The sequence below is a fragment of the Paenibacillus ihbetae genome (assembly GCF_002741055.1).
In the GTDB taxonomy this organism is placed as follows: Bacteria; Bacillota; Bacilli; order Paenibacillales; family Paenibacillaceae; genus Paenibacillus_AQ; species Paenibacillus_AQ ihbetae.
This window is the reverse complement of sequence record NZ_CP016809.1, coordinates 3576372-3588365: the sequence shown is the minus strand read 5'-3', so window position 1 is coordinate 3588365 and position 11994 is coordinate 3576372. Positions and strand designations below refer to the sequence as shown.

9 protein-coding genes are annotated in these 11994 nt (G+C 56.7%); 5 read left to right on the top strand and 4 right to left on the bottom strand.

The genetic code is table 11. The features are described 5' to 3' along the window. Nucleotides 1–10: 10 nt before the first annotated feature. Both BBD41_RS15935 and cysK read right to left on the bottom strand, forming a co-directional pair. Complete coding sequence (locus BBD41_RS15935) at nt 11–442, bottom strand: YciI family protein (protein WP_077568560.1); 432 nt, start codon at nt 440–442, stop codon at nt 11–13. Between the two features lie 234 nt (nt 443–676). After that, nucleotides 677–1594, bottom strand: coding sequence for a cysteine synthase A (gene cysK, locus BBD41_RS15930; RefSeq protein ID WP_099478165.1), 918 nt, complete (start codon nt 1592–1594; stop codon nt 677–679). 268 nt (nt 1595–1862) lie between these two features. Between cysK and BBD41_RS15925 the strand changes: the two genes are divergently transcribed. From BBD41_RS15925 to BBD41_RS15905, 5 genes are all read left to right on the top strand, one after another. Then, on the top strand, nt 1863–2714 hold the full coding sequence (locus BBD41_RS15925) for a lipoate--protein ligase family protein (RefSeq protein ID WP_099478164.1): 852 nt from the start codon (nt 1863–1865) through the stop codon (nt 2712–2714). Nucleotides 2715–2858: 144 nt separating this feature from the next. Next, on the top strand, nt 2859–4484 hold the full coding sequence (locus tag BBD41_RS15920) for a PhoX family protein (RefSeq protein ID WP_077569121.1): 1626 nt from the start codon (nt 2859–2861) through the stop codon (nt 4482–4484). Nucleotides 4485–4511: 27 nt separating this feature from the next. Beyond that, nucleotides 4512–4739 (top strand): twin-arginine translocase TatA/TatE family subunit, encoded by a 228-nt coding sequence (tatA, locus tag BBD41_RS15915; protein WP_028404067.1) that lies wholly within the window; start codon nt 4512–4514, stop codon nt 4737–4739. Beyond that, nucleotides 4696–5469, top strand: a complete 774-nt coding sequence (gene tatC, locus BBD41_RS15910; RefSeq protein ID WP_077568565.1) for a twin-arginine translocase subunit TatC — start codon at nt 4696–4698, stop codon at nt 5467–5469. The genes tatA and tatC overlap by 44 nt, the downstream gene beginning before the upstream one ends. A gap of 304 nt (nt 5470–5773) precedes the next feature. Continuing rightward, the gene (locus BBD41_RS15905) at nt 5774–8080 is read left to right on the top strand and encodes a helix-turn-helix domain-containing protein (protein ID WP_099478163.1); all 2307 of its coding nucleotides are present in this window, start codon (nt 5774–5776) and stop codon (nt 8078–8080) included. Between the two features lie 222 nt (nt 8081–8302). On the opposite strand, the gene BBD41_RS15900 is transcribed toward BBD41_RS15905, so the two are convergent. After that, nucleotides 8303–9334, bottom strand: coding sequence for a glycoside hydrolase family 18 protein (locus tag BBD41_RS15900; protein ID WP_099478162.1), 1032 nt, complete (start codon nt 9332–9334; stop codon nt 8303–8305). A 26-nt stretch (nt 9335–9360) separates the two neighbouring features. Then, nucleotides 9361–11994, bottom strand: a complete 2634-nt coding sequence (locus BBD41_RS15895) for a transglutaminase domain-containing protein (RefSeq protein ID WP_099478161.1) — start codon at nt 11992–11994, stop codon at nt 9361–9363.

Here is an 11994-nt window from a genome sequence, read left to right as displayed (position 1 = left end):
ATGGCTCCCTCTATCGCTTCTGCCGCTCGATATGCTCTCGCATCTCATATTGCTGGGCCTGGGATTCCGGATCCTCCGTCAATTCGGTCGGCTCGAACACCTGCCGAAGCTCAATCTGCCCCGAGCCGTATCCGTGGGGGTCCGGCATGCGCATCGCCCACTCGATCGCCTCTTCCCGCGATTTCACTTCGATCAGCGTATAGCCGGCGATCAGCTCCTTGGCCTCGGTGAAGGGCCCGTCCGTAACCTTCGGTTTCCCGCCAGGCTCCGGGTACGAGATCCGGATCGCGCCTGAGCTTGGATGCAGGCCGTCCGCCGCGAGCAGCACGCCGGCGCGGGCCAGCTCCATGTTATACCTCATCATGGCGTCAAGCTGCTCCTTGCTCGGCAGCACACCCGCCTCGGAATCCTCGGTTGCTTTTACAATCATCATAAATCTCATGGAAAGTTCCCTCCTGTTATCAAATAGGACCTCGAAATCCGGCCTTTACTAGTTCAACGAACAAGCAACCGGAAATTCGACATCGCAGAAATATTTTTTAAAAAAAAATGAACTACCCACCTTTTTCGTGAACAAACGGAGGAATCCTGTTATAAAATAGGCAGCCGGAGAGATTTATTGTCGGCGGCATTGTAACGTAAAAAGGGCCTCCCATTGGAGACCCCTTTTGCCATATCAGAAAATATCCATGCTCAAATACCGTTCGCCCGTATCCGGGGCGATACAGACGACCCGCTTGCCTTCGCCCAGCCGCTCGGCAACACGCATTGCCGCGAATACCGAGGCGCCGGAGGACGGCCCCACAAGGATCCCTTCTTTGCGGGCCAAGTCCCTGGCAGTCTGCAGAGCATCCTCGTCCGCAATCTGAATAATTTCATTATAAATCCCTGTATTCAAAATCTTCGGCACGAACCCGGGACTTGTGCCCACCAGCTTATGCCGTCCCGGCTGCCCGCCGGAAAGCACGGGCGACCCCTTGGGCTCCACGACCGCAATATGCAGGTCCGGCAGATGCCTCCGCAGCTCCTCGCCGGTGCCCGTTACCGTTCCGCCCGTACCCGCGGTAGCGACAAACGCATCAAGCCAACCTTGGGTCTGCTGCAGGATTTCCGGCGCAGTCGTGACGCGATGAATATCCGGATTGGCTGCATTCTCAAACTGCTGCGGAATAAAGCTCCCGGGAATCTGCTCCCGCAGCTCAAGAGCCTTCGCGATCGAACCCGGCATGCGCTCGCTGCTCGGCGTCAGGACAACCTCGGCCCCGTATGCCTTTAGCAAATTGATCCGTTCCTTGGACATATTATCCGGCATCACCAGGATGGCGCGATATCCCTTGGCAGCGGCGATCATGGCAAGCCCGATACCGGTATTTCCGCTGGTCGGCTCGATGATGGTGCCGCCCGGCTTAAGCAGGCCCTTCGTTTCCGCCGTTTGAATCAAATTGTATGCGGCCCGGTCCTTCACGCTGCCGGACGGATTGAATTTCTCCAGCTTGACATAGATCTCGGCAGCTCCTGGCGGAGCGAGACGCTGAAGCCTTACCATCGGCGTCTCCCCGATCATATCGGCAACGCTGTCAAAAATATTAGCCATAATGCTTCATACTCCTTATAGAGGTTAACCTAAAATGATCTTCCGGCTGTGGCCGTCATCCATTTATCTAACAAAGGAAATAAACTTACTCGGATTATAGGGGAGTTTTCTTCTGCTTGTCAATGAAGCCGCCTGCCGAGAACGTCCGTACGGGACAGCCGCCAAGCCCGCTTTATGGTATGCTGTTGATGTGAAAATACGGAAACGAACGGTAACGAATCGAAGATGGTAATACAGCCATTGTTCATTAGAGGAGGCGCAAGAAAGCGTGAATACCCCGCTGTCACTGCAATACCAACCGATCCTGCTGCTTGATCGGACCAACGATTTGAATTCAGATGATGTGCTGCTCCATTTTGCATTGGATGAGCTGTTATGCCGGCAGGCTGGAGGCGGCGGTCCTGCCGTGTGTCATTTGTGGCGTCACCCGGGGGCGTTTGTCCTGGGCGCTCGGGACAGCCGTCTTCCGCAAGCGCCGGAAGGGGAAGCCTGGCTCCGGTCCCTCGGCTACGATACCGCCGTCCGCCACTCCGGCGGTGCAGCCGTGCCGCTGGACCCCGGCGTCGTCAATGTATCCCTGATTGTTCCCTTTCAATCGGCCGGCCCGGCACCGGACTTTCATCAGGATTTCGAGCTGATGGTTGCACTGATCCGCCAGGCGCTTCAAGGCACGGAACGGCAAGTGGACACCGGCGAAATCGCAGGCGCCTTCTGCCCGGGGACCTTCGACTTAAGCATCGGCGGGCTTAAATTTTGCGGCATCGCCCAGCGGCGGCAGCGCAAGGCCTTCATCGTCCAGGCTTTCGTTATTGCGGAGGGCTCGGGCAGCGAGCGTGCCCGGCTCGTGCGTGCCTTTTACGATATCGCAGCCGCAGGCGCCGACCCGAAGCTGTACCCGGTCGTGGAGGATACCAGCACCGCCAGTCTGGAGCAGCTGACGGGGATCGGCACGGGCGAAGGCGCCGTACAGCGTTTTGTCGACGATGTGCGGGAGGTGATCCGCAGCTGGCAGGCGGATCAGGATTTAAGCGAAGCCGCCGTCTCATTCGCCATGCCGGAAGCCGAGAGCATCCGCGCAATGGCCGAGCAGATGCGGCAGCGGTATCAGCGAACGGAATAGCACGCTCATTTTTTTCATGCCGCACCCGATATTACTTCTATTTTACAAATCCCCCATGAGCGATGATATGGACTTAACATTTCCAGCTTACACTTGTCCTATCGAACATTTAATCATGAGGGGTGGATTAGTTTGAGTAAAACGATGGACCGCAAAACCTTCCTTTCTTATCTGGGCACCGGCGCAACCGCGCTTGCAGCTGCTTCCGCCGGCTTAGGCGTTCTGGAGGGCAAAGCTTCCGCGATGTCGGGGACAGCCAATCATCTGTTCGGATTCAAAACAAACCGCGTCAGCGGATATTTCGATCCGATCGAGCCGACCAAAGCCGACGAGCTCGTCCTGCCGAGAAATTTCAAATACGACGTCATTGCCGCATTCGACGACGTGATCAATCCGGCCGGCGAAAAATTCGGCTCCGGCTGCGATTACAACGCCTTTTTCCCGATCAACGGGTCCAACGTCCGCGGTTTGCTGGTCAACAACCATGAATATTCCACCATCTTCTCGATCGGCCCGGTGAAAGACGGCAAAATGACGGCCGAACAAATCGAGAAAAACTTGTATTATCAAGGCATGTCGGTGATCGAGGTGTACCGCGACGAGAAGGGGGTATGGAAGATGGACACATCCTCCAAGCATGCCCGCCGCATTAACGGTTTCACCAAATTCGACATTACCGGCCCGGCGCGCGGCATTCCGGCGCTGAAGGGTGCAACGACGGCAACCGGCACGTTCGCCAACTGCTCCGGAGGCGTAACCCTGTGGAATACGGTGCTGTCCTGCGAAGAGAATTTCGAGGAAACCGCAAGCATCTCGGGGTTGCCGGAAACCCATTACGGCTGGGTCGTCGAGGTCGATCCTTTCGATAAATCCTTCCTTAAAAAGCATACGGCGCTCGGAAGATTCAACCATGAGAATACGGCAATGGGTCTTGCGAAAGACGGCCGGATCGTAGTCTACATGGGCGATGACAAGAAGGATGCCTGCGTTTATAAATTCATCAGCAACGGCAAATACGACAAGAGCAAGGGACGCGCCAACTCCGCCCTGCTGGAGGACGGCACGCTCTACGTAGCCAACCTGAAATCCGGCAAATGGCAGCCAGTCACGCTGGAAGAGGTGCTGAAGGCGGCAGCCGATGCACCGGAGGTTAAAGGCAAGTTCAAGTCCCAAGGCGATGTCGTTACGTACTGCCAGGAAGCCGCCCGCCTCGTTGGCGGAACGCCGACGGACCGCCCGGAGGATATCGAAATTTCGCCGTTCGACAACACCGTCTTCGTCTGCCATACGAACAATGACAATCACGGCAATATCCATGGCCATATCACGCGGATCTTCGAAGCCGGGAACGATCTGGCAGCCCTCGAGTTCGATTTTGAAATCTTCGCGGCAGGCGGCCGCCAATCGGGCTTCAGCTCCCCGGACAACCTGGCGTTCGATTCCAACGGCGATCTGTGGGTCGTGACGGATATCTCCAGCAGCAGCCAAAATAAAGGCGTGCATAAATCCTTCATGAATAACGGACTGTTCGTTATTCCAACGAGCGGACCGGATCAAGGCAAAGCGCTGCAGTTCGCCTCCGGCCCGGTGGAATGCGAGCTGACGGGCCCGTTCTTCTCGCCGGACGAGCAGACGCTCTTCTTGTCCGTACAGCATCCGGGCGAGAACACGCAGGATCTGAGCAAGCCGACCAGCACCTGGCCGCACCGCTCGGGCGAGAACATGGCGCGCTGTGCAGTAGTCGCCATCAGCGGCTTCAAGCTGGACTAATCTTAACTACAGATAGGAGCGATAGTCATGCCGTTTGGCAATATCGGGATCGGTGGCTTAATCTTGATTTTAATTATCGCCTTGATCATCTTCGGGCCTTCCAAGCTACCTGAGCTGGGACGGGCATTCGGCAGAACCCTGAGCGAATTCAAAGGCGCAACCCGGGGCTTGGTGAACGGGGATGATGAGAATGAGGACGGGAAGAAAGACGATGCTCCTAAAGCGGCTGCTGCAGCGGGCAAGCAAGGCAGCTAACCCGAACGACCAGAGCGCGATCGAGCATCTCGAGGAAATGCGGAGGCGCCTGATCCGCACCCTGATCGCGTTCCTCGTGGCGATGGTGGCCGCCTTCATCTACGTCGAGGAGATTTACCGCTGGCTGGTTCGGGATATGGACGAGAAGCTTGTGCTTCTCGGTCCTTCCGAGGTCATGTGGGTCTATATGATCATCGCCGGCGTCGTTGCGCTGGCCGTCACGCTTCCGGTTGCGGCCTATCAGGTCTGGAAGTTCGTGCAGCCTGCACTGCCGGATGGCGCCCAGCGCTCCGCGCTGCTCCTCATCCCGGTCATCAGCGTGCTGTTCATTGTCGGGCTCGTCTTCGGCTACTTCGTGCTGTTTCCCATGGTGCTGCAGTTTATGCAGCGGATGGCGGAAGGCCAGTTTGAGACGATGTACACGGCTCAGCGGTATTTCACCTTCATGATCCATATGACCGTCCCGTTCGGAATCCTGTTCGAAATGCCGGCCATTGTCGTATTTCTTACCAAGCTTGGCGTCGTGAATCCGCTGCGGCTGGCCAAGATGCGCAAGGCAGCCTACTTTCTGCTCTGCATCGTAGCCGTTACGATCACACCGCCGGATATCATGTCTGACCTGATCGTGATCGTCCCGCTGTTTCTGCTGTATGAGATCAGCGTATCGATCTCCAAAGTCGTTTACCGCAAGCAGCTGCAACTATCTCCTGCAAGCGGAGGCACATCCTGATCCTTCAGTTCCCCCTTGAAGGATGATACCCATGGAATCCGCGAATCTGCTCTCTTACCTACAAGTAAGCGGCAGACTCGCGGTTTTTTTTCGTACCCGGTCCGTCCCAAACAAGTTGATTACCCCCTTTCTCTGCAGCTTCTGGAAAGAATCCATCAAAACTTTTAAATGATGCATTGATTTATGAGGCAAGTTCTCCTAGTATTTTTAATAGATCATTTAACGGCTCGGCAATCCGGCAATTGCTTCGCTGTCTTTATGATAGCGCTATCACGGTGCTATTAAATAACGGGAGGCCTGCAATATGAAATGGAATCACTTCAAGTCCAAGCTTTTGGTTAAGTATACACTCTCATATATATCCATTTTCCTGATCCCTCTTGTTATTTTGACCGTCATCATTTATCACAACGCCGTTAAGACCTTACGCTCGGAAATTGAGCAGACCAATGTCAATCAGCTGACCCAGGCCAAGACCGTCATCGACGAGCGCATGAAGGAGCTGCAGGATATCGCGTTCCGCATCGCCTACGACGAACAGCTGACGCGTTATTGGACGCATCATCCATATTACAGCCGGGAATCGATTGGCGCCCTGGTCAAATATAAAGCCACCAGCTCGATTATCGATGAGCTGTTCCTGTTCTTTCGCGGGGATAATAACATCTACTCTTCCCAGGGTCTGGAGAACCTCGACGTGTTCACCGGACGCTACAAATTCAACACCTGGAACAAAGAGGATTTGGTCCGGGATTTGAATACCGTACGCCTCCCGACGATGCGCCCGGCGGAGCAGGTTATCCAGGGCACCCGAGGGCAGAAATCCATGCTGGCCTATCTTGTGCCGATCGCGCCGAACAATACCCCTGCCCATGGAACCGTCATGTATTTGATCCACGAATCCAATTTGACGGGCTTGATCGATTCCATCTTGACCGATTACCATGGCATGACCTATATATTCGATAATAACGGCCAGGTGCTGGCCGCCAACCATCACGGTGATACCATCACGAAGAACGACGTAAAGGCGCTGTTCCAATTGGAGCCCGGTACGCACAGCCTGTCCCTGAACGGAGAGACCCATTCGGTGGTCTCCGTCAAATCGGATGACGGCTGGACGTATGTTACGGCGATGCCCAGCAGCCAGTTTTTCAGCCGTATCGTCCACATTCGCACCTTTGTTGTATTGGTGTTCTCGTTCGTTGTCATCATGGGTACCGTCCTTGCAATTTTGCTTGCCCGCAGGCAGTATCACCCGATCTCCGATCTGATGGAGTTCGTGCGCTTGAGAAATGTCCGCAGCCTCTCCGAGCCCTCCTCCCAGACCAACGAGCTGGACTGGATCAAGAAGACGCTGCATGACTACAGCCAGCGCGTCGACCTTCAGGAGCCTTACGCGCGCAACCATATTCTGCTGATGCTGCTGAAGCACGGACATACCGGGGAATTGCCGTCCGACCTGAAGGAGCAGCTCGGCATCCGCTTCAACCGCTCCCATTATTTCGTCGTTACGATGGGCTGGGAGACGCATGCCCTGCCCGAAGCGGATCCTTCCGGCGGCTGGCTGCTGATGCAGCTGATGAACGAGGTCGAGCTGCCGGAGCTGACCGCCCATGCGTACGGCGTGGAGCTGCCGCAGCCTGACCGGCTGGCGCTCATCGTCGGTTTCGATGCCGATACCGGGCATGAGGCCAGCCTGAACGCCATCATGGAATCGATCGTGGAGGCGTTCCGGTCGATGGTTACGGAGCACGCCGGCAGTCCGCCTGTCATCGGGACAGGCAACCGGTACAGCCATCCGGAGCAGCTGAACCAGTCCTATATCGAGGCATCCACCGCATTTGAGGCATCCATGCTTCACGGCCAGGGCAGCACCACCTTCTTCCACGCGCTCTCCGGAGCGAAGGATTCCTCCTCCTTCTGGGTGCCGAAGGACGTGCTGCTGAAGCTTGATCAGAGCTTGAAGCAGGGCAGCTATGACGTGGCAGCCCGGATGATCTCCACCGCGCTGGACAGCCTGAAGGAGGAAATGCCGTCGGTGCCGCTGCTGCGCTGCATCTGCTTCGATATTTTGAACACGCTGCTGAAGACGGCCTCGGAGCTCGGCATGCACCATGTCGTGAACGAGCTTCCAAGAATCACATCGTACGACTCTCTGGAGGACTTGGAGAAGAAGCTCGCCGGTCTTGCCGCCGACATCTGTACCCACGTCGAGGCGAAGAGCGAGACGGAAGAGAGCTCCCTGATGGACGAAATCGTAAGCTATATCAACGCGAACTATTCCGATTATGACCTTAGCCTGGGAACGATCTCGTCGAAATTCTCGATCTCCTCGTCCTATTTCAGCCGCTCCTTCAAGGAGAAGGTCGGGATGAATTTCACTCAATATATTTGGCAAAAACGGATGGACGAAGTAATTCGGCAGCTGCTCCATACATCCGATCCGTTGAAGGACATCATTTCGCGGGTCGGCTACCTGGATACGCCGAACTTCATCCGCAAATTCAAGAAGGAAACCGGCTATACGCCGGGACAATACCGCAAAATGCACAGCCAGAACGGAAGCGCCGACTCCTCGGACGATGAGGATGAGGATTACGTCGGGTAGCCGATGGCAACCTGCATGCATTGCATCGCTATATGCAAAACCTCCCCTAAAAGCTCGCAAGCTTAGGGGAGGTTTTGTTTGTTCGTGCTCTTAGGATTGAACAGCTATCCAGGCAGGCTCTGAACGTGCACCATGTGCCATTTAGGGCGTGCTGTCATTTCTGAGTAATCCGGATCCTTCTTTACCAGCCTATTGATTATTGATCGGAAACAGGGCCGATTATTAGCTTCCCAGGCCTTGATGCATCGCATCCAGCAAGCGTCCGGTCTTGTCGCAGCCGTATTCCCAGAACATGATGCCCGCCAGGCCTTCATCCCGGACATAGCCGCATTTGCGGCCGATCGACTCCTCATCGTCGTAGGAAATCAGACACGAGCCGTTAAATAAAAACGGCGCGCACGCCTCGTCGTCCCAGTACCGGACATAGCCGTTCTTGTCGATGTAATCGGCGGCAATCTCGGCGTAGCCTGGCCCGTAGCCGCCCGTGGTACCGGCCATCTGGTGCAGCCCCCGGTTGCGGTCCGGAACCTCGCGCCACATCCGGGAATAGAACGCTGCCCCGATCACGATTTTCTCCTTCGGCACGCCGGCGCGCACGAACAGGTTCACGGAAGCATCGACGCTGATCCGGAACAGATCGCCGGACGGCGCATACAGATTCGTATGATGCCCGGTGAGAATCTGAAAGCCGCCGCGCATGTCATATGTCATCAGCTGGACGAAATCCAGGTACTGTTGAACCTGGTCCATCTCAGTGCCATCCACATAATATTGGTCGGCTCCCGCCGCGATCGTCAGCAGATAATGGCGGCCATCGCGCTCGCCCTTGGCATCCAGCGCTTCGCGGATCGCCTTCAGCAGCAGCGTGAAATTCCGCTTATCATCCGGGCTCGAAGCAATGCCGGCTTCGCCGTAGCAAGGATATTCCCAATCAAGATCAATCCCGTCAAACGGATGCGATTCCAGCACTCGGACGGCCGAAGCCGCCATGCGGCTTCTTCCTTCTTCGGTGGAGGCCGCTTCGGAGAATCCCCCTGCGCTCCAGCCGCCGACGGACAGGAGCACCGTAAGGCTGGGATGATCCCGCTTCATGGCATGCAGAACCTCCGCGTTCTTCAAATGCTCCGTCGTAATTTCATCATTCCGAACATGGCCGAAAGCCACGTTCAGATGGGTCAGCTTCAATAAATCCTCCCGCTTCATTTCCGGAAGAACGGCATCAACGGCATAGCCTGCCACAATATATTGCTTCATGTTCCTTCGCCCTCCAGCTCTCCATTTTAAGAGGTTATTCCCGATAGTATGCGCAGCGCTTCCTTGCCCGTGCCGATCTTATACCCCGATGCCGTATACCGGATCTGGTCCTGACTGTCCAGCACGAACAGATGCGGAAATCCGGCTTCGCGGGCCGGCGATTTCGAGATGAAATCAGGCAGGGCCGAGTAGCTGTCGTCCCGCGCAAACACCGTGCGCTGCGGCAGCTTCGGATAGCTGGCAGGATCGAACGAAGCGCTCCATTCCTTCTCTCCGATCACCAGGACAATCGGGACGTTGAGCTGATCGAGCGACTCCGCCAGCTCGCTCAATTCACGGAGCAGATGCTTCGTCGGCTCCCGCTCCGGCTCAAGCCAAGCGGCGATCGCGCCTTCGCTACCCAGCAGATCACCCAGAAGCACAGCCTTTCCATCAAGCAGGGTGAGCCCATGCTCGCGCGTGAGCGTGCCCAGCACCGGGATTTCTTCCCGGGTGTCACGGAACGTCAGGGATACCGCCGCGGTCCCGTCTGCACGGACGGTAAAATAAGTAAAGCGCACTCGAACCGTGCCGTCCTTGAGACGAACGCCGGTCGTTAAGCGGTAGACCCCTGCCTCGACCTCAAACGGATCATCATACACGTTGGACATGCCGTATGGATAAATCAGCGTCTTATACACGCCGTTCGCAAGGCGGGCGAGCGAAAAGTTCTCGCCGTAGGACGCGGACGGCGCATCCTGCCCGGCATTCGAATCCTTCAGCAGGCGCAAGCGTCCCCAACCGCCGGCATCCTGATTCACCTCACGATCGGCGCTTCCGGCAGCGTCCGGCTGCAGTGAAGCCTCTTCCCAGGCGCCGTTATACCAATACTGCGGCTTCTGCTCGCTTGGGTGCAGCCGCGCCGGGATGCCCAAGCTGCGGCAGACGGCGACGAAAAGAATGTCCAGCGACTCCGAATCGCCCTTCCGCAATCGGAAAGTGCCTGCCGGGTTGCCTTTCCCCTTCAGATTAGGAAGGTCCTCCCACAGCTCGAAGCCATCCGCAAGGCGGTCTGCAAGCTTCGCCGGCGTTTCTCGGAAGGCTGCGATCTCTTCAGGAGTAAAAGCCCCCTTGAACAAACGGCGATACGGAACAAGCATTTCAAACGATACGCGCGGACAGAGAATGTATGGGACGAACAGTTCCTCCGCCCAGCTCCCTTGATGCTCCATCGCACCGGTCAGATGATCGTTCAGCGTAGGCCGGAAGGTATCGATCAAGTCCTTCTCGTTCAGAGATTCCAAGAGCCGCAGCGGCCACTGGCCAAACTCGCCTGACTGCTCCTCAAGGAAAGCGGCAATCTCTCTGCTGTTGCCCCGGGCTTTATGCAGAACGTCCCACACCCGCTCCGGCGGCAGCCCGAGTCCGCGGGCGATGCTCTCCGCCTCTTCGGCTTTCAGGAAGGTATCCTCGTATTCGGTCCGGATCCTCGTCCCTTCCTCCAAGCGGCGGTTATGGCGTTCCTGCTCCTCCTCGGACGGCTGTTCATCGGCATCTCCCTGAGCTTCGGGAGGGGGAACCATATCGAAATCAACGGTACCGACCGGCTGCGCGGCTTCGGCGACCACGATTTGCACCTGCTCTCCGTCCCCGGCGCCCAGCTTATGCTCGCCCCAAGCGCCGTCTTTCACGACACGGATCAGCACGTCGCCATAGCCCGTCTTGAACGAAGCTTCACCCTGCTCATCGGTCGGCAGAATCGCAATCGGATACAGCTCCGCCATGTTATACAGCTCGAAACGCACCTCGGCGCCGGCCACCGGTGCCCCGTTGTTATCCTTGACTTTGACATGGATCGTGCGTGTTCTTGCATAATTCTCGAGCAGATTGATTTCGGTGAACCACTTATCGGCCAGCGTAATATCCTCCGGTCCCGGGTAATCGGCGAAAATCCGGGTGTTAATCAGCATCGCCCGCCGTGCGGGCGGACTGAACCAGCCTTGATTCAGGCGGGCTTCCGGCTCGCATGCGCCGATGTAATACCACTGCCCGTCGGCCCATGCCTCCACCCAGGCATGATTGCTGTCGCAGTGGGCCCAGCGCGGCGTATATACCTGACGGGCCGGAATGCCGATGCTGCGCAGGGCGGCTACCGCGAGCGTGGATTCCTCGCCGCAGCGTCCGCGCGCGTTCCGGATCATCGTCAGCGGCGATATCGTCCGCAGGTCGCTCCCGATATAGGTTGCCTTCTCATGGCACCAGTAATTGGTCTCGAGAATGGCATCCTTCATCGATAACCGCGAAGTCCGCTCTGCCAGCGCATCATACAGAATGCCGCGGGAATCCTCGATATTTTCCGTGTTGACGCGGTAAGGCAGCACGAAGTGCAGGAATAGATGATCCGGCACTCGATTTCCCCAAGGCACCTGCTTTCGGATCGCCAGCGTTCGGCGCACATGGCTGAGGAACAGCTCCCCGTCGTAATCGGCCATGTCGTTCACCGGCATGTAGGCGTATAGATACTTCAGAGCCCACGTTTCCTCCTCGGTCAGCTCTTGGTCAAATATGCCGAACAGCTCCCGCTTTCTGGCCTCTCCCAGGATCAGCTTCTCTTTGAATTTCGCCTCGATGGTCTCCCGCATATCGGAATCCAATGAAAAAACGGAGGTTTGAATGGTCAT

What these genes read in the sequence shown, in the direction of transcription:
- BBD41_RS15935 (WP_077568560.1), bottom strand. Translation starts at nt 442, where the DNA reads ATGAGATTTATGATGATTGTAAAAGCAACCGAGGATTCCGAGGCGGGT.
- cysK (WP_099478165.1), bottom strand. Translation starts at nt 1,594, where the DNA reads ATGGCTAATATTTTTGACAGCGTTGCCGATATGATCGGGGAGACGCCG.
- BBD41_RS15920 (WP_077569121.1), top strand. Translation starts at nt 2,859, where the DNA reads ATGGACCGCAAAACCTTCCTTTCTTATCTGGGCACCGGCGCAACCGCG.
- tatA (WP_028404067.1), top strand. Translation starts at nt 4,512, where the DNA reads ATGCCGTTTGGCAATATCGGGATCGGTGGCTTAATCTTGATTTTAATT.
- tatC (WP_077568565.1), top strand. Translation starts at nt 4,696, where the DNA reads ATGCTCCTAAAGCGGCTGCTGCAGCGGGCAAGCAAGGCAGCTAACCCG.
- BBD41_RS15905 (WP_099478163.1), top strand. Translation starts at nt 5,774, where the DNA reads ATGAAATGGAATCACTTCAAGTCCAAGCTTTTGGTTAAGTATACACTC.
- BBD41_RS15900 (WP_099478162.1), bottom strand. Translation starts at nt 9,334, where the DNA reads ATGAAGCAATATATTGTGGCAGGCTATGCCGTTGATGCCGTTCTTCCG.
- BBD41_RS15895 (WP_099478161.1), bottom strand. Translation starts at nt 11,994, where the DNA reads ATGACCATTCAAACCTCCGTTTTTTCATTGGATTCCGATATGCGGGAG.